At 43.8% G+C, this 26723-nt stretch carries 22 protein-coding genes; 16 read left to right on the forward strand and 6 right to left on the reverse strand.

What is annotated here, in order from left to right; genetic code table 11:
- The first annotated feature begins 140 nt into the window (after positions 1–140).
- The 12 genes from DQQ10_RS11565 (at position 141) to DQQ10_RS11620 (ending at position 15182) form a co-directional block, all read left to right on the forward strand.
- Positions 141–761 carry an RNA polymerase sigma-70 factor gene (locus DQQ10_RS11565; protein WP_112747032.1) on the forward strand — a complete coding sequence of 207 codons (621 nt, stop codon included), beginning with the start codon at positions 141–143 and terminating at the stop codon, positions 759–761.
- A gap of 64 nt (positions 762–825) precedes the next feature.
- On the forward strand, positions 826–1068 hold the full coding sequence (locus tag DQQ10_RS11570; protein WP_112747033.1) for an anti-sigma factor: 243 nt from the start codon (positions 826–828) through the stop codon (positions 1066–1068).
- A 36-nt stretch (positions 1069–1104) separates the two neighbouring features.
- Complete coding sequence (uxuA, locus tag DQQ10_RS11575) at positions 1105–2274, forward strand: mannonate dehydratase (RefSeq protein WP_221409722.1); 1170 nt, start codon at positions 1105–1107, stop codon at positions 2272–2274.
- A 32-nt stretch (positions 2275–2306) separates the two neighbouring features.
- On the forward strand, positions 2307–3335 hold the full coding sequence (locus DQQ10_RS11580; RefSeq protein WP_112747035.1) for a LacI family DNA-binding transcriptional regulator: 1029 nt from the start codon (positions 2307–2309) through the stop codon (positions 3333–3335).
- A gap of 158 nt (positions 3336–3493) precedes the next feature.
- Positions 3494–6571 (forward strand): SusC/RagA family TonB-linked outer membrane protein, encoded by a 3078-nt coding sequence (locus DQQ10_RS11585; RefSeq protein WP_112747036.1) that lies wholly within the window; start codon positions 3494–3496, stop codon positions 6569–6571.
- Between the two features lie 21 nt (positions 6572–6592).
- Positions 6593–7987 carry a RagB/SusD family nutrient uptake outer membrane protein gene (locus DQQ10_RS11590; protein ID WP_112747037.1) on the forward strand — a complete coding sequence of 465 codons (1395 nt, stop codon included), beginning with the start codon at positions 6593–6595 and terminating at the stop codon, positions 7985–7987.
- Between the two features lie 39 nt (positions 7988–8026).
- Entirely contained in the window at positions 8027–9199 is a 1173-nt protein-coding gene (locus tag DQQ10_RS11595) for a glycoside hydrolase family 88 protein (RefSeq protein WP_112747038.1), read from the forward strand.
- 71 nt (positions 9200–9270) lie between these two features.
- Complete coding sequence (locus DQQ10_RS11600) at positions 9271–10419, forward strand: DUF4861 family protein (RefSeq protein ID WP_112747039.1); 1149 nt, start codon at positions 9271–9273, stop codon at positions 10417–10419.
- Between the two features lie 3 nt (positions 10420–10422).
- A complete protein-coding gene (locus DQQ10_RS11605; RefSeq protein ID WP_112747040.1) occupies positions 10423–11607 on the forward strand; it encodes an alginate lyase family protein in 1185 nt (394 codons plus the stop codon).
- A gap of 2 nt (positions 11608–11609) precedes the next feature.
- A complete protein-coding gene (locus tag DQQ10_RS11610; RefSeq protein ID WP_112747041.1) occupies positions 11610–14078 on the forward strand; it encodes a glycoside hydrolase family 2 TIM barrel-domain containing protein in 2469 nt (822 codons plus the stop codon).
- 95 nt (positions 14079–14173) lie between these two features.
- Positions 14174–14839, forward strand: coding sequence for a DUF2306 domain-containing protein (locus DQQ10_RS11615; protein ID WP_165823904.1), 666 nt, complete (start codon positions 14174–14176; stop codon positions 14837–14839).
- Entirely contained in the window at positions 14826–15182 is a 357-nt protein-coding gene (locus DQQ10_RS11620) for a hypothetical protein (protein ID WP_112747043.1), read from the forward strand. The genes DQQ10_RS11615 and DQQ10_RS11620 overlap by 14 nt, the downstream gene beginning before the upstream one ends.
- 47 nt (positions 15183–15229) lie before the next feature.
- On the opposite strand, the gene DQQ10_RS11625 is transcribed toward DQQ10_RS11620, so the two are convergent.
- On the reverse strand, positions 15230–15628 hold the full coding sequence (locus tag DQQ10_RS11625; protein WP_112747044.1) for a response regulator: 399 nt from the start codon (positions 15626–15628) through the stop codon (positions 15230–15232).
- A gap of 54 nt (positions 15629–15682) precedes the next feature.
- A complete protein-coding gene (locus tag DQQ10_RS11630; protein WP_112747045.1) occupies positions 15683–16132 on the reverse strand; it encodes a DUF7832 domain-containing protein in 450 nt (149 codons plus the stop codon).
- 412 nt (positions 16133–16544) lie between these two features.
- Between DQQ10_RS11630 and DQQ10_RS11640 the strand changes: the two genes are divergently transcribed.
- Both DQQ10_RS11640 and DQQ10_RS11645 read left to right on the forward strand, forming a co-directional pair.
- A complete protein-coding gene (locus DQQ10_RS11640) occupies positions 16545–17108 on the forward strand; it encodes an RNA polymerase sigma-70 factor (protein WP_112747047.1) in 564 nt (187 codons plus the stop codon).
- A gap of 67 nt (positions 17109–17175) precedes the next feature.
- Positions 17176–18225 carry a FecR family protein gene (locus tag DQQ10_RS11645; RefSeq protein WP_112747048.1) on the forward strand — a complete coding sequence of 350 codons (1050 nt, stop codon included), beginning with the start codon at positions 17176–17178 and terminating at the stop codon, positions 18223–18225.
- A 65-nt stretch (positions 18226–18290) separates the two neighbouring features.
- Here the strand turns inward: DQQ10_RS11645 and DQQ10_RS11650 are convergent, their stop codons facing one another.
- Both DQQ10_RS11650 and DQQ10_RS11655 read right to left on the reverse strand, forming a co-directional pair.
- Positions 18291–21749, reverse strand: a complete 3459-nt coding sequence (locus DQQ10_RS11650; RefSeq protein ID WP_112747049.1) for a starch-binding protein — start codon at positions 21747–21749, stop codon at positions 18291–18293.
- A gap of 424 nt (positions 21750–22173) precedes the next feature.
- A complete protein-coding gene (locus DQQ10_RS11655) occupies positions 22174–24033 on the reverse strand; it encodes a helix-turn-helix domain-containing protein (RefSeq protein ID WP_112747050.1) in 1860 nt (619 codons plus the stop codon).
- Positions 24034–24289: 256 nt separating this feature from the next.
- On the opposite strand from DQQ10_RS11655, the gene DQQ10_RS11660 reads away from it, so the two are divergent.
- Positions 24290–24655 carry a globin domain-containing protein gene (locus tag DQQ10_RS11660; protein WP_112747051.1) on the forward strand — a complete coding sequence of 122 codons (366 nt, stop codon included), beginning with the start codon at positions 24290–24292 and terminating at the stop codon, positions 24653–24655.
- 308 nt (positions 24656–24963) lie between these two features.
- On the opposite strand, the gene DQQ10_RS11665 is transcribed toward DQQ10_RS11660, so the two are convergent.
- Positions 24964–25782 carry a ThuA domain-containing protein gene (locus tag DQQ10_RS11665; protein ID WP_112747052.1) on the reverse strand — a complete coding sequence of 273 codons (819 nt, stop codon included), beginning with the start codon at positions 25780–25782 and terminating at the stop codon, positions 24964–24966.
- Positions 25783–25862: 80 nt separating this feature from the next.
- A complete protein-coding gene (locus DQQ10_RS11670) occupies positions 25863–26336 on the reverse strand; it encodes a hypothetical protein (protein ID WP_112747053.1) in 474 nt (157 codons plus the stop codon).
- Between the two features lie 170 nt (positions 26337–26506).
- On the opposite strand from DQQ10_RS11670, the gene DQQ10_RS11675 reads away from it, so the two are divergent.
- Positions 26507–26716 (forward strand): alkylphosphonate utilization protein, encoded by a 210-nt coding sequence (locus DQQ10_RS11675; RefSeq protein WP_112747054.1) that lies wholly within the window; start codon positions 26507–26509, stop codon positions 26714–26716.
- Positions 26717–26723 lie beyond the last annotated feature (7 nt).

The following is a 26723-nucleotide window of genomic DNA, read 5'->3' on the forward strand; positions in this document are numbered from 1 at the left end:
TAAAAATGATAAGGTTCGAAGGTTTGCGGTTCGGTTGGGACCGATCCCGGGAACGGTCTCTATAAAATATTTTCATAAATGCAATTCTTAAGCGGTTTTTCTTGCTACAATCGTATAAAAATAAGGACAATCGATTGCGCATGATAACACAAATTCAGACTCCTTCAGCACAACTTTCCCAAAATTTTTGTGCGCCTGAAACACGTGCACAAGAGCCGGCATCTCTCGATGAGTTGTTCGCTTCCGTAGTTCACAGCGACGACTATCATGCCTTCGAAAAGATCTACAACCGAACTTATCAACACCTCTGCTCACTGTCATCGCGCATGTTAAAAAGCCGCGAATTAGCCGAAGAAATCGTTGACGATGTTTTTTGTACGCTTTGGGCAAACCGGAAAAAAATTCTGATCAGCGCATCTTTTAATGCCTATTTAAACACCGCCGTAAGAAACCGATCGCTGGATTCTATCCGAAAAATGAAGAGCGAAAAAAGCTTGGAATTGGAAACCGCCGCCGACGTTCCATGTAAGCAATCGGTTGCCGACGAAGACCTCGTTTTTCAAGAACTCAACCACTCGATTGAGGTCGCGATTGCCACGCTTCCGACCCAATGTCGTACGATTTTCCTGCTAAGCCGCGACCAGGGACTCATGTATAAAGAGATTGCAGAGCTCCTTCAGATCAGTATAAAAACGGTGGATACGCAAATGGGCCGAGCACTAAAGCAGCTACGTAACCTCGTCAAACCAACCCTGCTCTGAGCGATCTTAACATTTGAACCCATAGACTTGTAGGGGTAACGCGGCCTTTTCCCGTCTTCTAGATGTGGCAGTCAAATCTCATCCTACGGAAATCTACGCATTGATCGCGCGCTACCTCGCGGGCGAAGCTTCTCCCGAGGATCGACGCCGCATTGAACAAATCTTTATCGACCACCCCGAGCTAAAATCGGAATTCGAATTTTTCCGCTTCTTATTAGAAAAACATGATCAACGCCAAGCGCAAGTGCCGTTCAAAAACGGTTTCGAACGAATTACCAAGCGCCTTAAAGATGAAGGCCTACGCTAGAACAAGTCGTGACATCAAATGTACAGTAGCATGAAGATGATGGAACAAACTTGGCGATGGTTCGGCCCAAAAGATCCTGTGCGTTTGAGTGATGTTCGTCAAGCGGGTGCTACTGGCGTGGTAACAGCACTGCATCATATATCAAATGGTGAAGTGTGGGAAGTGGCGGAAATTGAAAAGAGAAAAATAGAAATTGAAAGCGCCGGGCTGACGTGGTCTGTTGTTGAGAGTATTCCCGTTCATGAAGATATTAAGAAACAAGCTCCAGGTTTTAAACGATACATAAACAACTATCAACAGAGCATTCGAAACCTCGCTACCGTAGGCATCACAACAGTTTGTTACAACTTCATGCCGATCTTAGACTGGACGCGTACGGATCTCGCGTATACCGTTGCCGATGGATCGAGGGCACTTCGCTATGATGCCATTGCGTTTGCGGCATTTGATGTGTTTATCTTAAAACGAAAAAATGCAGCTGCGGATTACGCGGAGGAGATTCTTACACGCGCGAAGAAATATTTAAGTGAAGCAACGCCAGAACAACTGCAACAACTTCAACGAAATATCATCGCTGGCCTTCCCGGAGCGGAGGAAGGATATACACTTGAACAATTTCAACAGGCGTTGGATAGCTACAGCGGCATTGATGATAAAAAATTACGCAGCAACCTTTACTACTTCATCCAACAAGTAGCACCGGTGGCAGCGTCTGTTGGCGTTCGTCTTGCAATTCATCCCGATGATCCGCCATTCTCAATTTTGGGATTGCCGCGCGTGGTGAGCACAGAAGCAGATGCGCTCGAACTTATTAATGCGTATGATTCGCCCTTTAACGGAATTTGTTTCTGTACAGGATCGTATGGCGTTCGTGCTGATAATGATTTACCTGGAATGGTGAAAAGATTAGGACATCGTATCAATTTCGTTCATCTACGGAATACAAAACGTGATGACCTGGGAAATTTCTTCGAAGCAGATCACCTCGAAGGTGATGCAGACATGCCGGCGGTGATGAAGAACTTAATTGAAATGCAACAGAAGCGTGAAATGCCGATACCGTTTCGCCCTGACCACGGTCATCAAATGTTGGATGATTTACAGAAGAAAACAAATCCTGGTTATTCCGCTATAGGTAGGTTGCGCGGACTCGCCGAACTGAGGGGTTTGGAACGCGGCATTGCCATGATGCTTTCACTAAAGTAGCTTATAAGGATGTGTACCGAAAAACGATGTGTATGAACAGGAAGAAAGCTACCATCCACGACATAGCAAAAGAATTGAACATCACAGCGTCGACAGTGTCGCGAGCGTTGAATGATCACCCGCGCATTAGCGACGACACAAAACTTGCCGTCACACGCATCGCTAAAGAGCTTCGTTATCGACCGCATAATTTGGCAGCTGCACTTCGCAGTGGTAAGAGTAATATTCTCGGTGTTATTATTCCTGTTGCTGATCGTAATTTTTTTGGCTCCATTGTAAGGGGAATTGAAGAAATTGCTAACCATGCAAATTATCAAGTGATGATTTGCCAGACGTACGAAGACCCGAAGAAAGAGGCTGCGGCTGTGCAAGCACTCATGAACTCGCGTGTTGATGGTATTATTGCGTCGCTTTCAAAAAATACACTCGACTTTAGTCACTTCAATAAAGTAATAGACGAAGGTATTCCGCTGGTACTGTTTGATCGTTACAATGATCAACTGGAAATTAGTCACGTGGTTATCGACGACTATCAAGGTGCGTATAAAGCCGTTGTACACCTCATTCAGCAAGGGTGTAGAAGAATAGCACACTTTACAAACGTGCAGAAGATTTCGATTTATCGTGAACGGTTGCGTGGCTATAAAGCAGCTTTGCAAGATTATAATATTCCATTTGTTCCCGACTATGTGATCGAAAGCGACATGCAGTTGCTCGACGGAAGAAGAAGCATGGAGAAATTATTGACGTTGCAAGAAATACCTGATGGAATTTTTTCGTCGAGTGATTTAGGTGCCATGGGCGCGTTGCAAGTATGTAAAGAAAATAACATCAACATACCACAACAGATTGCTATCATCGGATTTAGCAACGAACCCTTTACCATGTTTAGTGATCCGCCATTAACGTCTGTTGATCAGCATTGCAAGCGTATGGGGAATATCGCATCCGATATTTTTCTTGAGGAAACGAAGTTGTCGGGTACTGAAAAATTCATTCCTAAAAAAGTGGTCTTGATGCCCGAGCTAGTGATCCGAAAATCTTCGTTGCGGAAAAGCTAAACTTTTTTGCACCTTTTCCTCAATCGTTGTCAGGGAGGGAAAATACCATTACGTCCTATAGATACATCGCCGAGCTAATCGCAATGACGATGTCCGTGCGCGATCTTAACCCAATCGTGTGTCGTGTTAAGAAGTTTAACCCATAACCTATCCGCATTATGTCTAACGTTTTACAAAAACCGAGGCGATCGCTTCTGCGCGAAGCTTTCTTACTCTTGGTACTCATGATTCCTGTGATGGTAAATGCACAGGACATCACTGTTTCCGGAACCGTCACTTCCGACGGATCTCCATTGCCCGGCGTATATGTACTTGTAAAAGGTACTTCCACCGGAACCGTTTCTGATACGAATGGTAAGTATGTGATTGCTGCTCCGCCACAAAGCGTGTTGGTGTTTACGTTCATTGGTATGCGCAATACAGAAGTTGCAGTTAACAATCAAAGCTCGATCGACGTCGGCATGGAAGCAGACATTTCGCAATTAGATGAAGTTGTCGTCGTCGGTTACGGAACGCAAAAGAAAAGCGATCTTACCGGATCAGTGGCGTCGGTGTCTACAAAAGAAATTAAATCTCAACCACTGCTCTCTTTGTCGCAAGCACTTCAAGGACGCGCACCGGGTGTGCAGGTAAGACAATCGTCGAATGCTCCAGGTGGCGGTGTTTCTATCCGCATCAGAGGTGGTGGATCATTGCAAGCCGGTAACGAGCCTTTGTATGTTATTGATGGATATCCTTTATACAACGAAGCTGGCCCTAATTTGAATCCGAATGATATTGAAACGATCGACATCTTGAAGGATGCGTCGGCTACGGCAATTTATGGTTCACGCGGTGCCAATGGTGTTGTGATCATCACAACAAAACGTGGCAAAGAAGGTCGCATGAATATCGACTTCGAAGGATATTACGGTGTACAGAAAGTAAGAAAGAAATTAGATCTGCTCAATGCCACTGAATTGGCAACCTTAATTAACGAAGGTATTGCAAACGTGAATGAAGATAATGTTGGCAAGCCAGGTTTTCCAAAAGCCCCGGCATTCACCGAGGAACAGATTGCTCAGCTTGGAAAAGGGACAGATTGGCAAGATGAAATTTTTCGCACGGCGCCAATGCAAAGTTATCAGTTAACCCTTTCCGGTGGCGATGATAAAATGCAGTACGCCGTTTCTGGAAACATTTTCGATCAGAAAGGTATTGTTATCAATTCGGACTATAATCGTTCATCACTTCGCATCAACCTCGATCGCAAGATTAATTCAAAACTGAAGTTTGGCAATAGCCTCACACTTTCTCGCACCGTAACCAACGGTGTGGCTACTGATGGCGACGGTGGATCAGGAGCTGGTGTCGTGTATGGCGCGCTGAATTTTTCGCCAACAGTTCCAGTGCGTAACCCTGATGGAACCTACACCCTGGAGAATCGTCTCGGAGCGATTAAGATTAATAATCCTGTGGCGCTGGCCAATGATCGTGTAGATAAAACTACAGCAACGCGTATTCTTGGAAATCTTACGGCGGAATATGAAATCGTGAAGGGCCTTACGTTCAAAGTTCTCTTAGGGACAAACATGAATTTAAGCAAGAACAGAAATTATTCACCGAATAGTACCTATGCGGGATCTCAGTCGGGCGGTGTCGGCGCCATTTATTCGTCGCAATACATTGACCTCTTGAATGAAAATACCCTCAACTATCAATTCGCGGTGAGCGAGAAGCATCACTTCAATGTGCTTGCTGGTTATACAATTCAAAAGGCCAACTTTGATGATGTGCGCGCAAGTGCGCAGAATTTCGGTAACGACATTTTACAAGATAATAACCTCGGCGCGGCGCAAACAACAAATACGAGTGGTTCGAATGTGTGGCAATGGGGATTGCGCTCCTATATCGGTCGCGTGAACTATGATTACGATGGTAAATATCTCGCGACGATCACCGGACGCGTAGACGGATCGTCTAAGTTTGGGCAAGGGAACAAGAATAGCTTTTTCCCTTCGGGATCACTCGCATGGCGAGTTTCTAAAGAATCGTTCATGGAGAATGTGCCGCAAGTAAGTGATTTGAAACTTCGTGTCAGCTATGGATTTTCGGGTAATCAGGAAATCGGTACGTTTCAATCTTTGGGGGCTTTGGCTGCATTCAATTATAGTTTTGGAAACACGCTGTTGATTGGCTATGGACCAAACCGAATTTCGAATCCTGATCTGAAGTGGGAGACTACTGGACAATTTGATGTGGGTATCGACATTGGGTTGTTCACAAACCGTGTAGTGCTCACGGCGGATTATTATCACAAGAAAACATCTGATCTATTGTATAGCGTTCCCTTGCCGATCACTACAGGATATACCAATTCATTGCAGAATCTTGGAGAAGTGGAAAACAAAGGTTTCGAGATTGGCTTGAATACGGTAAACTTCGATGGCGATTTTCAGTGGACGTCGAACTTTAACTTCGCGACAAACAAAAACAAAATCTTGAACCTTGGACAATTTACCGCAGATATTCCTGCAGGCGGTGCGAGTGGTCACTTACAATTATCCAACTCTGGAATTCTTCGCATCGGTGAACAAATCGGTGTATTCTACGGACTTGAATCAGATGGAATATTCCAGACGGCCGAAGAGGTTGCCGCATCTGCACAAAAGAATGCGAAGCCTGGTGATCGTCGCTACATTGACCACAATCCAGATGGCGTAATCAATGCAAGCGATAGAAAAATTCTCGGTTATGCACAACCAAAGTTCACGTTCGGATTTAATAACACCTTCACCTATAAAGGCTTTGAGTTGACGGTATTTTTCCAGGGTGTTCATGGTAATAGCATATTCAACTTGAATCGTTTTGAATTAGAGTCGATGACAGGTGTGAGTAATCAATCAAGAGATGTGTTGGATCGTTGGACGAAAACAAATCCAAGCAATACAATTCCGCGTGCTAAATCTGAAGGAACGCCTTATCAAGTTACAAGTCGTCAGATCGAAGATGGCTCATACATCAGGATGAAGAACATTCAACTCGCATATAATTTTCCATCGGCAGTATTGTCGCGCTTCAAAATCAACACCGCGAAAGTGTATGTGAGCGCGCAAAATCAAATTACCATTACCGACTACTCTGGCTATGACCCAGAAGTAAGTCGCTATGGTCAGGAAACGTTGAGCCAAGGAACGGACTACGGAAGTTATCCGGCGGCGAAGTCAGTGATGTTTGGTGTTAACCTTGGATTTTAGTCAACCCTTAAAAGTGAAATCATGAAAAAGCATATTAAATATCTAGTGCTCTCCACGATGATCTGTTTTTCGTCATGCGACATATTAGATGAAGATCCGGCATCGTTCATTTCTCCGGAAAATTTTTATAAAACAAAGGGTGATGCGATATCAGCTGTCACCTCCTGCTACGCTGTCAACAGAACAAACGGTGACACAAATCGTAACTATGTAATTCTGGGAGACATTACCACGGATGATATGTTTCCGCTGCCCAACAACAACGATCGTGTGCAGTTGGATAATTATCAGCACACCTCTCAAAATGTGATTCTGCGTGAGGCATGGCAAAATTACTACCGCGGTATTACGCGTTGCAACGTAGCCATTACACGCATACCGCCAATCCCCAGTGTGGACGAAGAATTGAAAGCAAGGCTTGTTGGAGAGGCTAAATTTCTACGCGCGTTCTACTACTTCAACTTGGTTAGGCTATTCGGAAAAGTGCCCGTTGTGTTAACGGAAGTGAATACACTCGATGATATCGTGTATCCGGAACGTTCTTCAGTTGATGACGTGTATACACAAATACTCAAGGACTTTACCGATGCTGAAGCGGTGCTTCCGTTGAGCTATACCAACGCCGACCGTGGTAGAGCAACAAAAGGCGCAGCGAAAGCTTACTTGTCACTCGTCTACCTTACGCGTCATCAATACAAGCTTGCTGCCGACAAAGCGAAAGAAGTAATGGCGGCTGAATTTGGCTATGGGCTATGGGCCGATTACAAAGATGTATTCGACGTGAACAATGAGTATGGTAAGGAATCTATTTGGGATGCACAATTTGTTAGCGGCCCTTCAGGACAAGGAAGTAATTTGATCGCATTCTTTGCGCAGGAAAATAACAAAGTTGCAGGTCGCGGGTTTGGATCATTTCAACCAACGCCTGAGCTATACGCCGCATTTGATCCAACCGACAAGCGTCTTCCTTACTTTTTTACAAAGGGAACAGATAACAAATGGTATTGCAACAAGTGGGTGGACGTAGATGCAACAGCAGCATACCAATCGGATAATAACTATCCGTACATGCGTTACGCTGAAGTGCTGTTGAACTTTGCAGAGGCAGCCAACGAAGATACAGGTCCAACACAAGAAATCTACGACGCCGTTAATGCGATCAGAACACGTGCAGGGCTTGCGCCGCTTGAAAATCTTACCCAAGACGAGCTCCGCGAAGCTATTCTGAGTGAACGTCGCCTTGAGCTTTGCTTCGAAGGACATCGCTGGTATGATCTCGTTCGCACAGGACGACTAGTAACTACGATGACAGCGGCGGGAAAAGATAAAGTGCGCGATTTTCATAATGTCTTTCCTGTGCCTCAGATTGAAATCGATCTCAATAACAAATTGAATCCACAGAATGACGGTTATTAAGATCTGTGAATAATTAAATTAGTGTATTAACGAATTATTATGTTGAAGAAACTATTCATTATACTGGTTGCCGCTGCCGTGGTGCTGGCGTTCACGTTGAAATCGAAACTCAATACCAAATCGAATCTTGCGTTCGCACAAGCGCAGATCGGAAAGGGTTTGGAGATCTTTAATGATACGTTAGCTTTTCCGCGCACCACCAAACAAGATGGCTCGATGAAAGGCGTACCATCGCGCGATTGGACCAGTGGTTTCTATTCGGGAAATCTTTGGTATCTCTACGACTATACAAAAGATAAAAAATGGGAGAACGCCGCACGTAAATGGACAGCGGGTTTAGAGAAAGAGAAGCACAACACGCACACACACGACTTAGGATTCATGCTGTACAATTCATTCGGCAATGGATACCGACTCACACAAGATCCCCGCTACAAGGAGATCCTCATTGAAGGTGCACGTTCTTTATCTACTCGCTTCAGTCCAATTACAGGCTGTATTAAATCGTGGGATCATGGCAAGTGGCAATTTCCGGTGATCATCGACAACATGATGAACTTGGAATTTTTGTTTTGGGCAACCAAAGTGACGGGTGATTCATCATTCTATAAGATAGCCGTAACACATGCGAATACGACCTTGAAGAATCACTTTCGTGCGGATTACAGTAGCTACCACGTTGTAGACTATGACACGCTCACGGGAAAGGTTCTAGCACGCGTAACAGCGCAAGGGTATGCGGATGAAAGCGCATGGGCTCGCGGCCAAGCATGGGGATTGTACGGCTACACGGCAACCTATCGGGAAACCAAAGACAAAAAGTATTTAGATCAAGCCGTAAAAATTGCCGACTATTTTCTCAGTCATAAAAATCTACCAAAGGATATGGTGCCTTATTGGGATTTCAATGCACCCAATATTCCGAATGAAGAACGTGACGCCTCTGCTGCCGCGATCGCAGCAAGCGGAATGTTGGAATTAAGTCAATACGTTCCCAATGGTAAGAAATATCTTCAGGCTGCGGAGAAAATATTGACAAGTTTGGGTACCGCTGCCTACCGCGCAGAATTGGGAACCAACGCGAATTTTATCTTAAAACATAGCGTAGGCCACAAACCTGCGAAATCAGAAATTGACGTGCCACTGATCTATGCAGATTATTATTTCATCGAAGGAATGATGCGGTATGAAAAGTTAGCGTCAAAAAAGTAGAGTCTTGGGTTTATTATGAGTTAGTTAGCGGCTGATTTTCGGATCAGCCGCTTCTATTGTAAAATGCACCTATGAAAAATACAATCATCACAATCGTCGCCATTATCCTTCTGAGCGCTTGTTCGAAAGGCAAAAAGATTATCGTTACCAACGAACTTGACTTCGCACGTAGGGAAGTTGTCTCCATTCCCCTAAAAGATGTCTCCAAAAAAATATCAGATTTTTTTCACATCGAAGATGAAAATGGAGAAGTGGTACCCATGCAGCTTGTTGAAGCAAATGGCGCTGATGCTGATGACGTACTGCTCCTTGACGTAGCCTTTACCGGAAAATCGTCGCGCAGTTTCGTCGTGGTGGAGTCAGAAGGAAAACAAAGTGTCGAAGATGGTACATTCGGACGTCTCGTACCAGAACGTATCGATGACTTTGCATGGGAAAATGATCTCGTGGCATTCAGAACGTATGGCCCGGAAGCACAGCGCCTCGTCGATGCGAACGAGAAAGGTGGCACCCTTTCAAGCGGAATAGATTGCTGGCTCAAACGCGTTAACTATCCAATCATCGACAAGTGGTATGCAAAGTATGTAGCAGGTGGAACATATCACAAAGATGACGGTGAAGGTTACGATCCATACCACGTGGGAGCGAGTCGTGGCTGCGGTGGACTTGGCTTCTTAGCCGGTGACTCACTTTTTGTTTCGAAGAATTTTACGTCTCATAGAGTGATAACGAATGGTCCCTTGCGTACGGTGTTTGAATTGACATATGCGCCATGGTCTGCAAATGGTGTAGGCGTGGAAGAACGAAAAATAATCACGATCGATCGTGGTCAACAGTTCTGCAAAGTGGAAGCACATTTGCAAACGGATAGCTCATTAAATTTTACAGTAGGCATCACGTTGCATGATAAGAAAGGTGAAGCAAAGCTTGATTCCACAACAGGTTGCTTTCGTTATTGGGAGACAATTGATGATTCATCACTGGGAACCGCAGTCGTGATTGATCCCGCAAGCATTTTGCGATCACAAGATTTTCGCACCGAGAAAAAAGATCTAAGTCACATCTACGTCACTGCAAAACATAACGGCGTGCTTACCTACTATCCAGGTTTTGCCTGGCAGAAAGCTGGTAAGATAACATCCAAGGAGAGCTGGGATAAACATCTGGCAGAATTTTCAAAACGTTTGCAAGCTCCTGTTAAAGTCAGCGTCCAGAATTAACCCATGAACCGAATTGTTCTTTGTCTCACGGTTGTGTTGATCATGTCGTGCGCGAATCAACTTGAACTTCTGGCACAGCAAGTTTCCTTTGAGGAGGTGAGCAGTGTTCTGCGAAAAGATGTTTTGCAACACGCAGCAATAGCCATGAACGAAGCACCGATTACAGTGACGGCGGAACGTTCGCCACGCAGCGCGGGTAATGCGCATTGCTTTTTTTCAGAAGGTGATTATTGGTGGCCTGATCCGGCAAATCCAAACGGTCCATACATTCAGCGTGATGGCTTGAGCAACCCCAATAATTTCATAGCGCATCGTCATGCCATGATTCGTTTCAGTCAAATCGTGGGTACATTGGTTTCGGCCTATCTCATCACAAACGATCAAAAATATCTTGTCCCGGTTAGAAATCACGTTCGTGCATGGTTTGTTGATTCTGTTACCTACATGGAACCTCATCTTAATTTCGCACAAGCCATCAAAGGGCGTGTCACAGGAAGGGGTATCGGCATTATCGATACGATCCACCTGATGGAAGTTGCACAGTCGCTGTTGATTTTGTTTGAACGTGATTTAATCGATGCACCCTCAAAAGAAAAAATTCTTGCCTGGTTTCGTGCATACCTGCATTGGCTAAAAACTTCGACAAACGGAATCGAAGAGATGAATGCTAAAAATAATCATGGCACATGTTGGGTAATGCAAGTCGCTTCTTTTGCAAAACTCGTTAATGATACGACTACCTTGAACTTCTGTCGCTCACGGTATAAGAACGTTCTTATACCTGAACAGATGTCTGCGGATGGTAGTTTTCCATTGGAGTTGAAACGTACCAAGCCTTATGGCTATTCTATTTTTAATCTTGATGCAATGACGATGGTGTGTCAGGTGCTATCAACACCAGCCGATAATTTATGGGCCTATCACATGAGTGACGGCCGTTCTATCAACAAGGCTATTGATTTTTTGTATCCTTTTTTAGAAAATAAAATAATGTGGCCCTACGCAAAAGACGTGATGTACTGGGAAGAATGGCCAGTAGCCCAACCGTTATTGATATTTGGCGCGAACCAATTCGGTAACAAGAAATGGTTTTCGCTATGGAAACAACTTGATCACGCCCCAACTGAACACGAAGTAATAAGAAATTTACCTATTCGACACCCACTCTTGTGGATTGACCAAAAGTAGAAATGAATTTGAAACGGAAAACGCTGTATATCTTAATCGCGATCGGAGCGCTTGTAACGCGTCATGAAGTCAATGGACAGATGCATTCGCGGCTCAATAGCGGATGGGAATTTTTGAGAAGTGACCTCGGCGGAATTTGGGAGTCGGTTAGACCTGTTGGAAAAGGTAATCCTGAAAGCGTTCCCTTATGGACGAAAGTAAATTTACCACACTGCTACAATGCAATGGATGCTGTAGACCCTGATGTGAACTACTATCAAGGACCGGCTTGGTACCGCACCCAGATTAAAATCGATAATCCCTATCGCGATGGTAGAACGATTTTACATTTCGAAGGTGCTGGTCAGAAAACATCGGTTTACGTCTACACAACAAAAGTAGCGGAACATGTTGGTGGCTATGATGAATGGACTGCGGACATCACCGATGCAGTTGCAGCTTTTAAGAAACTTGAGGTATATGAGAAACAATTTAAGGGCGAGGTACCAATTTCTATTCGCACAGATAATAGTCGCGACCTCGAGATGATTCCATCGAGCCTTTCTGATTTCAATGTTTACGGCGGTATTTACAGATATCTGAATTTAGTGTACAAACCAGCCGTTGCTGCGGAGTCTATTTTCATCACACCGTCTGTCGAAGGAAAAATCGGCAGAATAAAAGTGGAGGGAATCATCCATCACTCGTCCACGATTAACAAAGCGCAAGTTACGATAACTGTTTTAGACCCCGGCGGAAAAAAGGTGCTCGATAAAATCCAGACGCTTTCTAATTTAAAGAATGATAGAATACATCTTGGTGATTTCACAATCAAGTCTCCAATGCTGTGGTCAACCGATAAGCCGCTACGCTATACACTACAAATTGTGCTAAACGTTGATGATATTAAGTCAGAAGTAGCGCAAACATTTGGTTTTAGAAGTTTTGAATTTGTCGAACAAGGACCGTTCAAGTTAAATGGACAACGACTTTTATTAAGAGGTACACATCGACATGAAGATCATGCCTTAACAGCTGCGGCGATGACGGACGCTATGATGCGGCAAGAAATGATCATGATGAAGGAGATGGGCGTAAACTTTATCAGGCTCGGGCACTATCAACAGTCGCGAACGATACTCGACCTTTGCGATAGCCTTGGTATTCTCGTGTGGGAGGAGATTCCATGGTGCCGCGGCGGATTGGGTGGCGAAATCTATCAGGAGCAGGCCAAGCGAATGCTGACAAATATGATTGAACAACACTATAACCATCCGTCAATTATTATCTGGGGACTTGGAAACGAGAACGATTGGCCGGGAGATTTTTCTGTATTCGACAAGGAGGCGATCAGGGCATTCATGAAAATATTAAATGACCTTTCTCATACATTAGATCCCACGCGCAAGACCGCTATTCGTCGTTGCGATTTTTGTAAAGATATCGTCGATGTTTACTCACCTTCAATTTGGGCCGGGTGGTATCGTGGAATTTATACAGAGTACAAAGAATCTTCTCTTGCAGAATATAAAAAGGTAAAACATTTTCTACACGTTGAGTGGGGCGGCGATAGTCATGCCGGAAGACATTCCGAAAGTCCTGATCGTGCTTTGAATAAGATTGTTACAGGAAAAGGAACGGATGAACGTTCTGGCGATGCGTCCCTTTTCGGTGGATCTGCACGCGTATCGAAAGATGGTGATTGGAGTGAATCATACATCTGCAATTTGATTGATTGGCACTTAAAAGAACAAGAGACGATGCCATGGTTGACGGGAACTGCCTATTGGCCCTTCAAAGATTTTTCAACGCCGGTTCGTCCTGATAATCCTGTTCCTTACGTAAATCAAAAAGGTGTTGTGCAAAGAGACTTTGAGAAGAAGGAATCTTACTATGTTTTTCAATCATATTGGGCAACCAAGCCGATGGTTCACATTTATGGCCACTCATGGCCCGTGCGTTGGGGTGATGAAAACGAAGAGAAAATGATGAAGGTGTATTCCAACTGCGACGAAGTGGAGCTGTGGTTAAACGGAAAAAGTTTAGGTAAAAAGAAACGCAGCAGTCAAGATTTTCCTGCAGCAGGTTTACGCTGGTCTTCTGTGTTTGTGAAAGGGAAGAACACGCTTTTGGTGGTAGGAAGAAAAGGTAAAGACATCGTGCGTGATGAGTTGAGCTTTATGTACCAAACAGAACAATGGCAACAGCCGGCGAAGTTGTCGATGAAGATTGTTGAAAGAAATGAAAATCTCGCTACAGTTGAAGTGACGGTGTTGGATAAAAATAATATCCAGTGTTTGGATGCATCGAACTGGATTCGTTTTAGCCTTGCTGGCGATGGTACGTTAATCGATAATTTGGGAACATCGGATGGCGCGCGACTCGTGCAAGCATACAATGGGCGTGCAACGATATCCGTGAAGTTAAAAAACAAATCGGCCGTGGGAGCTTTTTCTGAAGGTCTAGCGACGGCGTTATTATCAATCGAATAGGCGTTCCCTTCTTCAACATTCAATTTCACTAACTCAAACAACCCCTTCGCTAAGAGGCGCTGTTCTCCTCATTGATCCACATGTACTTTCGGATCATGAGAGCAGCAAAATTATTTCCTGTCTTGGTAGCGTTGGCGTTCTGGACTCCAGTTGCATTTTTGTCTGTTCTCTTGGCGCACAATGCCATGTTATATTTCACACATGGTGGTGATTATGGCCTTGTGATTGAAAAGGTTGTGGCGAAAAGAGACGTGCTCTGGCACATCTCTTTGTATGTGCACCTGATCACCGGAACGGTTTGCCTGTTGACGCCACTCTTCTTGTTTGCTAAAAGATTTTTTCGAAACGGAATTGGGATACACCAATACGTTGGAAAACTTTACGTATGGATAACCTTGATATTTGTTTGTCCAACGGGATTGTACCTAGCCCTTTATGCTAAGGGCGGGCTCGTCACGCAAGTCGGTTTTGTTGTCCAAGATTTTCTCGTCGGTTACTATTCTTATGTTGGATATAGATCAATCCGTCAACGCGACAAAGCGCTCCATTTTGAAAACATGATTCGCTCATATGCGATGGTTGCCGTGGTGTTGTCCTTTCGATTGTTTCATGTGATTTTCTTTGTTCTCAGTGTGTCGTATGAAACGAACTACGCTATCTCGCAATGGCTCGGAATTGTTTTTAATCTGCTCTTCGCGGAGATCGTCATATTATTCATTCAATCAAAACAATTAAAAGTAAAACGTTATGAAACCGCTTAGTAAAATCGCAATGCTTGCAGCTATTTGTACTTGCATTGTTGCCTTCTGGCTAGTGCCGCATACCAACGAAGCTGCTGATAAGGATTATGTGCGCATTTATGAAGACACTGACGCACAACCCGTGTCGTTTGTTGTTCAGGATACTTCAAAGGTGAAAAAGAAGAAGTATAAGCAGGAAAAAATCAAACACAATGAAAAGCTCAGCAAAGTGAACGGCAAGATGTTTAGTCGCGTGATGCAGTTTGAAGAAGTACCTGCAGATTCAACGACTGTTCAAATAGTAGAGGAGGATAAAGTAGAAAAACCGGTGCAATCGGAAACAAAAATGGCGAAGAAGAATTAGGAGCAGGTTGAAGGTAGGGCGAACGTTATCGTTGCCCTACGCTTTTATCAATTATTGTTGATGAGTGCAGCATCAATGATTTCGCGGAGGTTATGAAATGATAGGGGCTTTGCATAAAAGCCTTTTACAGCTTTATACTGTTTGGATTTTTCAACATCTTTTCGGTCGCGTGAACTACTCACAATCACGATCGGCGTATCAAGGTTCATCGGTTCAAGGGCATCAAGAAAATCCCAGCCACTCATGTAGGGCATGTTGATGTCGAGAAGAATGAGGTCGGTTTCGAATTTGTTTTCTTCGATCAATTTTAATACGGTCATCGCGTCGCCGTATACGGCAGTGTCGATACCGCCGATTTTTTTTGCGATCGTTTGGAAGATGAAGTGTACGACTTCCTCATCGTCGATCATGGTTACTAACAAGTTGGTGGTTTTTGCGTCGGTCATTATCTATCGTTGTTTTGCTATCGTTAATTGCTATCGGTTTGTTTGTTAGTCGACCTACTGTCGATTGCCAACAAGGTTGTTCCAATCTTGCCAGCGCATGCCCATACGTTGCTTCAACTTCTCATAGTTGTCCCACGTGTCACTCACGTGATATATACTCGGCAAAGATTGTACTAGTATTTGATTGTAATCTGCATGATAGAGTCCACCTGCGTAATAGTAATACGTAAACATGTTACCAGGCTTGTTGAAAAATTGATGATCAAGATATCCTTCCCAAATTTCGCTTAGAATCGTGCACGAAATTTCGCGACGCTTAAAACGGAAAATTTGATTCGATGCTTCGTCTTCGAAATATTCTGAATAGAGGTCCATATCGATAACCCATCCCAGGTACATACCGATGTGCACATACGCTTGCTCGATCGGGAGATTTTCGGGAAAGTTGCCAAGGAAATGTTGTTTGGCATTATCATAAATGGTTTTCTTAGCCGCTACAGTCATATCACTTTTTTTAGGTTTAGGAAGCTAACAAGTTAATCCTAATTTATTTCGTCTTCTTTTTTTTCTGTTGACCCGGAGCGTACGGTTTTGCCGATTTACTTCCAGTCGTTTTCTTAATTTGACCCGGCGCCGTCTGCTTTTTTATTTGGCCAGGAGGTGGCGTTTTCTTGGCCGGAACAATCACTGTTTTTTTTGAGCACGCTGTCAATGCTAGCAGCAAAATCAACACAAAGGATACCGCGATCTTTGTCCTTCTTCTTAACAATTTCATGTCTAATAAAGTGTCTTCGTCTATTATTAAAGCACTTTACCTGCTATTTACCCCTAAGCCGATGACAGAAATTCTGATATTTTCTAACATTCCAAATCTATTTTCTGTAAATCGTCATTTTTTAGAATATTTACCGGTACTATGCAGAAAAACGGCAAGCAAGATTTTGAGGCTTTATTCAAAAATTATCACCGCCAACTCGTCAATCTTGCTTACAACCTGCTTCGTGACAAGGATCTGGCCAAAGATGTTGTACAAGAGGTTTTTTTGAAACTCTGGAAAAATAAAGATGAACTCCATTTCGGTGAACAGATTCATCACTATCTCTTTCGTGCGACAGTACACACCGCAATGAATGCCATTCGCTTTCAAAAGAAAATTGTTCGAATCGACGACGACCCTGTAATCGATACGCTCACGGCAAGCGAACACCGCGACGATATTAGCTACACCGAATTGGAAGTTAATGTAAGAGAAGCCATCGATCGATTACCACCGAAATGTAAGACTATCTATTTGTTGAGTCGACACGAGGGATTAAAGTACCAGCAAATTGCCGATGTGCTCGAATTATCACTCAAAACCGTCGAAAACCAAATGGGAATAGCCTTGGAAAAGCTGCGACAAGACCTCAAACCTTTTCTAACGCCCAACCTTTTAGTAATCGCGTTGCTTATCGCTTTCGTGCTATGGACAATACTGTAAAAAAAATTAAAGGCCTTTGGGGGGAACGCACGACCAACGTGCTATACCAATATACGGGATTAAATAAATGAGCGCCGAGAAACCAAATTGGCATGTAGTAGCAGCATATCTCGCGGGAGAAATGTCTGCTGATGAGAAAATGAATTTTGAAGCTTGGATTAAAGCATCGAAGGAAAATGAACTGCTTTTCCGCGAGTCACAAATCTTATGGAAAAATTCGGGCAAGCGAATTCAACTTGCGGATGTAGATACAGAAAATGAATGGCAGCGGCTTGAACAAAAAATGGTTTCACGTTCGTTCTTCCACGACAACCTGTGGATGAAAGTCGCCGCAGCGATCGCCCTCCTCGCTGTAGCTATTTACGGACTCATCGTACTCAATCTCAAAGACGATATTATCATTGCCAGCGGCGATCACGTAGCTACCGTATATCTCCCTGATAGCACACGCGTGTGGTTGAATGTCAATAGCTCCTTGGTGTATGCCGATGACTTCGATCAGGAACACAGAAAGGTACACCTTAAAGGTGAAGGCTATTTTGATGTGCGTCATGACAGCCTGCACAAGTTTGTAGTTACTACTGAAGATGCATCTATCGAAGTACTCGGAACCGCGTTTAATGTGCAAGAAGATTCTTCTACATTAACATTGTCCGTTGAAAAAGGAAAAGTTCTCTTGTTGCCTTCAGGTCAGAAAAAAGGAGAAGAGGTTGCTGCTCAGGAAATAATTTCACTGGTGAACAATGTAGTGATGCCGAAGAAAAAAGTTGATGGCGATTTTTCCATCTGGCGTAAAGTTCGGAATCCGCATTATGAGCTTGAAAAATCTCAACCTCAAAAGTTTCTTAACGTAAAGTTTTCATGGCGCAAGAATGCGATCAATCAATCTGTTGTTGAAGGCAATATTTTGAACACTGCATCTTTGGCCGAATATACAAACATCGACTTGGCGGTAACCTATTCTAATCTGAAAGGAAAAAGTAAAACCATCACTATTAAAATCGATGGTAAGATCGGAAACGGTGAAAAGTTGACATTCTCTAAAAAACTTTTTGACATCTTTAGAGATACACAGCATATGGAGGTCTCCGTTCGTGGAGCGGAAGTTGTGCAGTAAAAAAAGAAAGAGTGCCCTTTAAGAGCACTCGATCTATTCTAAAAAACCAAAAACAAAACGGTGGGCTAGTGGGCGATAATAATTTTTTGCGTCGTCATGATGTCACGTCCGCGTAGTCTGTAGATGTACAAACCACTAGGCAATTGTTTCGTTTTTAATTCTACGATGTGTGAACCTGACTCGAGGCGTTCATTCACGGGTGTCGCTACGATTTCTCCACGTTCATTGTACACCGTTAAATTGATGTGCGTTTGTGACGGGAGATGGAAAGATATCAACACACGATCATCGGCTGGGTTAGGATAACTTTCACTACGATTCAATTCGGTGTTTATAATTTTTGATGTACTGCTACGCGCACCTGCAGACGATGACCATGTTCCACTATTATACCATCCTTCACCACATCGCGATAGATCGCCGGTTTGTGATGATCCGTTATTACTAAATACAATATTGGTACATGCTGCATTCGGGATGGTGTATTCGTACCATCCGTTTCCTTCCAACGTCATCGTTGCTCCTGGCCAGGTTGTCGAGGCTGTTCCTGCAGGCATTACATTCCAGTAATGAATCTTCGGTGCTGACCAAGTTGTCTTCAAGTGAATCCTCAAACCAAGGCGTGGATCGGTATCATACCATACGCCATCGGCAAACCAACCATTTTTATCTCTCGATAGATCGACCGTTTTTAAACTTGTAGAACCATTGCTGTTGAATATTAAATTAGTCCTGGTCATTGTTGCAGGAAATGTGAATTTGTACCAACCTCCGGTTCCGTCTGGAATCATATCCACACCGGGCCAAGTTGTTGCCGTGACCGAGCCTGATGGCGATGCATTCCAATAATGAATTTTAACAGTGGTGCTCCAAGCGGAAGGTTTTCGGAAGTAGACTGTAAATCCATTGTATGTTCCGATGGTGTATTGGTGTGTTTGAATGTTCGATGCAAGGCTTTGGTTGTCGACTGCAAATACTTTCAAGGTTGTTGTTGAAATGATGTTCAACGATGTAGAGCCTACTGCCTGCGTTGAATTGCTAGTAGGCGTCGTGCCGTCTAACGTGTAATAGATCGTCGGCGCTGTTTCACTATTATCTGTTGCTGTTATCGTAATACTCACGGCACTGTTTCCTGAATATGGACCTGCTGGCGATACATTCACAACGGGAGGTGTATTGGTCGCTTCAGGATTGCTATCATACCACGCTCCACCTTTGTACCAGCCATTGGTATTCCGCGAAAGGTCTACTGTTTTGTTCGTGGTAGATCCAGTGTCGTTAAAGATCAAATTCGTGCTGGTAACATTCGGGAATGTGAAAGTGTGCCATCCACTTGCTTGATCATAGGTCATGTCAACGCCTGGCCAAGTCGTGCTACTTATTGCACCTGCTGGCGATGTGTTCCAATAATATACCTTGAGCGGGCCTGTCCATGACGCGGGCTTCTTGAAATATACTTTCAAACCGGTGATAGGGCCAATGGTGTACGCATTACTAGCAACGGCGGATTGTAAATTCTGTGCATCGATCGCGATTGCTTTTACTGTTGTACTCGTTGTTACAGTAAATGGTGTCGAATATAATGTACTCGATGTAGTGGGTGCGCTGCCGTTGGTCGTGTAGTAAATTTTGATCGGTGTATTTTGTCCGCTCGCGGCAAGTGTCACTTGTAATGGATTTTCATAGTTACCACCCGCGGGACTCATACTCACCAATGGATTGTTGGGATTGCCACTCCCTGGTTGAAAAAAACCAACACCATTTCCGCCAATGATACCAGGACCGTTCAACACGTAAACTCCCGCCGACGAAGGCTGAACAGTGAAACTTAAATTACCATTACTAACTGCGATGGCATTTCCGGTCACAGCATCACGGTAGGTTCCATTTGTCAGTCCTGAAAAATTGAACGTTACTACGCCATCTTTAGCAAGCCCCACAGCGACTTCACTAATACCAGACTTGCGTACATAACCTACACCATTTCCGTTTGAAGTTCCTCCCCACGACCATGTGCCATTTTGTAACGCCGGAATCGCTTTACGCATGGCGTTAAGCTTCTTGATGTGTTGATAAATTTTGTGATTCGGCGCATTCGAAAATTCGTTGCCATAGTATGCACGCCCTGTAAGATCGAGCGATTGACTTATTCCTGCGGCATCGTGAATGTCGGCGTATGCACCTTTTTTGAATTGAACCTCGGTGCCATAGTATACCACTGGAATGCCGCGCCATGTGAACATAAAATTCATACACGCCGCAAGGTTTTCGGCGCTCCCTCCGAAGCGTTGGTTCCAATCGTTGTTAGGACCGAAGTCGTGATTGTCGAGCCACGTGAGTAATGTAGATGGGTCACTATACAAATGATCGTAACGTGCTGCTGCTGTTACGCCAGAAAGATTGCCACCGTCTTGAAATACATTGTGAAAAGTAGCCTCAGCATAAAAGTCAAGTACCGCCATACCCGAATTCGCCGATGATCCTACAGCACCGCGCCACGTGTACCAATGCGGATTGATTTCCTCTACGGTGTGAAGCTCGTGTCGCTTCTGGGCAACTTCACCAAACACAAACAAATTCGGATTCGCTGCTTTGAATTTGTCAAGAAAATATAACGCATCTTCTTTGCTCATATGCTTCATCGTATCCCAACGAAATCCGTCAACACCCATGTTGATGAATGTAGTATATGCCGCTACCAAATAGTCTCGAACAAATTGGCTACTGGTGTTGAGGTCGGGACAGTCGCCAGCCAGTGCGCGATCGTAAAGATTAACAATATCATCCCAACCTTGCGCAAATCCATTTCCTGAGTGATGAAACCAATTTGGATCGGAAGTGCTTACAAATGATTCTGTACATGGCCAATTGAAGTTGGCGAGGTTTGAATTATATGGCGCCGGAAGTTTGGCAATGTTGGCGCGACTCCAAATTTTTCCATCTTGTGGGTTTGGCGTAAGTCCGTCATATTCCCAGGACGCATTGTCTGGCGCATACCACGCTTTCGTTGGATCTGTATTGTACTTAAGTTCTGCTTTGTTCTTGATGCCGAATCGTCCCGAATGATTTGTAACGACATCCAATACGATCTTCATTCCGCGCGCGTGAACTTCATTGATAAGATCCTGAAATGTAGCGCCAGGCGATTCGAGTCGTGGATCTACCTTGGTGAAATCCCAGGCATGATATCCGTGATAATCTAACGGTCCTCGATTTTGAACGATCGGTGTGATCCAAATTGCTGTGAACCCTAAATCTTTGATGTAATCTAGTTTTTGAATGAGCCCCTTGAAATCACCGCGCCACGTAACATCATTTGGATCGGTGATGGACGGACTATTGGTACCGTAAGAACACCATTCATTGGGTCTGTTGTTGGATGGATCTCCGTCGAAAAACCTCGTCGTTATAAGGAAGTAGATCGTTTCTTTTCGAAAGTCTGTTTGTGCGCGTAGACCATGCGTTTGTAGTAACAACATGATCCCGAAACACAAACAAAAAATTGGTTGTGATTTTGTTTTCATAGATCTGGTTTAGGTTGTGGGATAGCAAACCAGCTGCAATCCCTGAAGGGTTTAGTGTGTTAAAAAATTTTGGCTTTGGTAATTGATCGCGTCTTATTACGATGTGCTAAAGATCTAAGGGGAATGAATGGTATTCGCTCCACGTTATAAAGTGATCGCTGGAATCAATTCAATTTCATGTGTCATCTGATAAAATGACACGTGCTACTTTTTTGAATGTACTGACGGTAAACGTTTTAATGCCTTGGTCCGCGATATGATGCGATCCTCGTTACACGTGATTAAACTAGAATGCTGGATAGAAAAAATGAACCTTCCTGAGGAATAGCCGCAGTACACGGGAGATGCAAATCGATCAGTTTAATAAATGATTGCCGTGGAGGCTTTGATGCAAGCACACAAATATGGCAACGATAACGTGCGCTCAGGAGATGCTTTCAAGTTGCGTTTCGGCAACGTTAAAAAATTCCCGCGGCGTTTTACCCGTTGTTTTCTTAAAGGAGCGATTAAACGTAGTCTTCGAACTAAAACCAACTTCCATCGCTAAGGCCAAAAATGTATAATGTTTGTATTGATCACTGGCGACCAACTTTTTGAATTCTTCGATCCGATATTCATTGATGAAATCGAAAAAATTCTTCTGATAGCCTTCATTAATGATGCGCGATAAAGTATGAACGTTGGTATGCATCTGGTCCGCAAGTTCTTGCAACGTAAGCTTTGCGTTGAGAAACGGCTTATCTTTCCGCATCATGTGCGCAAGCGAATTTTTTAATGTGTCGATATTGTCTTTTACCACTGTCGCCGATTTCTGTTTTTCTTCGTCTTCTTTTACAATCCGGAAAAGCATCGGGTATCGCATGATTAACACTGCATGCATCGACGTGGAAAGCGCAAATACAACCCAAAAGATATCGACATTGACCTCATGGAAAATGCGTAGATCAGCGTGAAAAATTTTCCCGGAAATATAAACGACGTGTGTACAGAACCAGAGTAGGAGACAAAGGCCACTATGCACAAATAGCGCGGTTACATAAGCGAACGAGTTTGGTCTCCCGTAGAGTTTCCCTGGCCTGAAGTAGTGTTCGTTCAAAAGACGTGCACAAAAAATCCAGCAGATGATGTTGTACACTAAACCGATCAGCTCCGTAGCGTTGAATAACCAAAAATATTTTTGATCGATAATTGAATTGATAAAGATGTCCCGTGGTTGTATGAGCAACGGAACATAGAAAGCAAACTGGAGAAGCATGGGAATCAAGAAAATCCATTTCAAATACCTTGACCTGTTGCTGATGCCAGACAAACTTTTGATCACTGCAAAAAACATCGGTGCATAAAGAAAATACACGAAGTCGGAAAGCAGAAGTACTTTCGGCGCCCAATTGAACAAAGTCCTGTTGTATGTTGCTGTGCGCGCGAAAAGCACGAGGCATGTAATACCCAGCAGTCCCGTGAATAGCCAACCAAGTTCACGATGTCGATCTTTCATTCCTGCGATAGAAACGATGAGGATGATCGCTTGAAACGCACTTGCTAAGAGTATAAAAGAGTAGAGTAGGTTTGTGCCATTCGTAAGATCTTCCCATCCTTCTATGCTGCATGTGATGTTTTTTACGGTAGCGCCTTTGTTCCAAACAGCGTGGCGATTATACAGGGTTCTCCCGTTGTAACGCGCTTCTACCGACGACCAACTTCCGCGATTAAATTTGAACCATAGCGAGTCCGTTGTTTTACGAATGTTAATGCCATAAGTACCATTGTCAAGACGCACAAGTTTGAAGTTCGCGTCGTTCTCTTTCCAGTTGTTAAAACTCCCAGCAATGTATAACGATGCGTCAAATGGGGTGTTCGCAGGAATGTCTTCGACAACGATACTCCAGTGGTATAGGAGCGCCTGGTCTTCCCAGCTTAATATTTGTATTGTTAAAGAATCTGGCGTTTGTGTTTCGTTCACGTGATTTCGATCACCCGTCTTATTGCCATTGATGTCGCCCTCAACGGTTGCCCATGAACCGCGTGTCACTTTGAAATCTATTTTCTTCGGCGTCTGCGGCAGCGTGATGGTGTACGTTCCGTTTTTCTGTTTTAGAAATTGATAGGCGTCTTTCCCAGGACTCCAATCGTTTATTGTGCCCGCGAGAAATAACGTGTCGTGAGGCGGCGTGTGTTCCGGTACCTTGTCCACAATGATCGTGAGCTGTGCTGATGCTTGGAATGCTATCAAGAACAGCAAGAAGGCAACGATGTTCGTCAACGGTATGGCTACATTTTTCTGCATACACTTCACGCGTATCAGTTGGTTTAGGTTGTGAAATATCGAGGGGATTGGCTACCGGCAAGATAAAAGTAGCATATTCAGCAAACGTTTGAAATTTTATCTCCGCAATCGTTTGTGATAACGAATTAGTGTCGTTAAATCGATTGCGTTAAAAATGACTCACTTTAAAATAGAAGTTTCAATAGAGCGTGATGTACGGAGGGATGTTTGTGCGATGGCGTACGAATCGTGGTGTTGCAATCCGTATTTTTGCTCTATGGAACTTACTACATACGATCGCCTGGGAGAAGATAATCTGCGCTTGATGGTCGATCGTTTCTACGATCTAGTCTTCAGTCATCCACAGATTTCTCGCTTGTTCAAAACCGATAAGGCATTGATAAAAGAAAAGCAGCGTTTGTTCTTAACACAATTCTTTGGTGGACCTGATCTTTATTCACAACAGTATGGCCACCCTCGAATGCGCGCGCGTCACATGCCTCATGCTATCGCTGAAGAAGATGCAGTCGCATGGCTTCAATGTATGTCGCAAGCCGTTCACAGTCTCGATATCGAGGAATCTCTGAAAGACGAAATGATGAAGCGGTTTATTCCGACAGCGATGTTTATGGTCAACAGCTAGGTCTTCGTATCAACGCTTCTTGCTGTTTATCATAGTAAAAAGAGAGCTGTCTCTAAAATTTAATAGAGCGTGCGCGCGGTGGCCCACCTTAAACGCGGGCGAGCCCCGGCATGTGCGATGGGCAGCATGTTTAAGTTCCCCGTTTTTCTTTTGTTACTTTTCTATTTGGGGAAGCAAAAAGAAGTAAGAAGAGATGATGCATGACCTAATTAGACGCACTTCATTAGAACATTCACAAAGTTGATAAGAGTAACGTGCGATCCTGTTTTTCGGCCGATATGAAAAACCTTTCTCCGGGCACTGATAAATCAAAACTTCTTGCTAATCAACCAAAGCACGCTTTCGATGATCAATGTGTTTTGTTCAGCGCTTCCAAACGATGATGACAACGCTTGGTTAGTTCCCCCATAGTCCATGTCGTTGTGACCCATGTTGATGTAAATCATCTTGAATCGCTTGTTAGTCCAGACCACAGGAAAATATCCTTCGTGCCAGATCTCATGCGCTTTTGGTCCTGTACCCAACGGAAAACTTTTGGGATCGACAGAAAGCAAAATCGTGATGTCGCGATTTTCTCTAAGATCTTTTTCCCACGCATACCATTCATTGGGTGACGCAGTAATTGTACTTGAAAGTTTTTTTGTTGCGGGATGTTTTCTGTTTTCAACGCGAAGAGTTGCCGAAGTTGGTCTCCAGGTGTTTCGGGCATATTGACCACTTCCGAGAAATGTATTGTGATACCAATCCCAATCTTGATTGTAGGTAGAGGGTGTTAAAGCGAATGCGGCGAAATGAAAGCCCATCCATCCACCACCACGTTCTATGTACCGCTGAAAAGCTTCTCGTTGTAATTTATCTTCCGGACGCGTGTCTAGAAAAATTATGGCCTTGTAATTTTTTAGGAAATCATCATTGAGATTCTTCCAATTAGATGTTGTGTCGTACTGAAAACCATGTTCCTTCGCAATGGAGGGAAACCAATCATTGGCTTCTTTTACAAAACTGATGTGCGCTTTATCGTGCTTAGCGGTAAAGAATGCGATTACCTTCGGAGATTGTTTGCTTTGTGCAGCAACGGCTTGTGAGACGAATAGTACAACAAGAAAATAGGCTAGTCGCGTTTTCATCGGTAAATGGATTGTCACCAAAGATCATGAAAACAATTTTCTTTTCGACTAACCTATTTTCGGTGGTGGACAAATAAAGATTAAAAATTTCCCTTTTTTCTGTCAGGGAAGGATAGTGCTACCAACGTCCTGCCTTCCGTCAATTGTTCAGACGAGTACGCAACGTTCAGTGTGGCCCCCTTTTTGTTGAGCGCTACCAGATCTTTCACAAGGATTGTCATCGCGTTACGTTCATCCGTACGGTCTGGAAATTTCCATTCTTTCAAAATGTTTCCAGCTTCATCGCGTACCGTAAGCTTTCGACCTGTCGCATTTTCATCGTGACATCGTTTGTAAATAATCGTAATGCGGTCATTGGCATTTGCATTTTCAATGGGAATGTTCTTCAACTGAATCGTCTTCCCCGTAACACCTTGTTGAAGAATCAGCTTATCATTTAGGTAAACTTCATAATACTCACCACCAGCGTAGGCAGGGATGATAGAAGAGCACATCAGCAACGAAAGGAAAGTAAAGACTTTGACGAGTGATTGCGACCATGGCTGTGTTTTCATAGGATTTTATTTTTGGTGATCGTTTTGTTATGTAAATGAACGTTATCACGCCGTAGCGGTAAAATTTATATGACCACTGGCAATGTTTCCTTGATGAAAAGCGCATTAGATGAGGCCGACAACCATCGATTCGCAACGAATGCCTATACTTGTACCCTAAATCAGAATGCATGAACGTAAAAGATAGCAACGGCACGCCCTTGAACGAAGGAGACGCTGTTACAGTGATTAAAGATCTTAAGGTGCGTGGTTCGTCGTCCGTGATTAAACGCGGTACAATGGTCAAGAATATTCGCCTCACAGATGATGAAGGGGAAATTGAAGGTAGGGTTGATAAATCCACCATTGTCTTGAAGACTATGTTTTTGAAAAAAGCATAACTCGTAG

Source organism: Pseudochryseolinea flava, assembly GCF_003286915.1.
Classification (GTDB): domain Bacteria; phylum Bacteroidota; class Bacteroidia; order Cytophagales; family Cyclobacteriaceae; genus Ohtaekwangia; species Ohtaekwangia flava.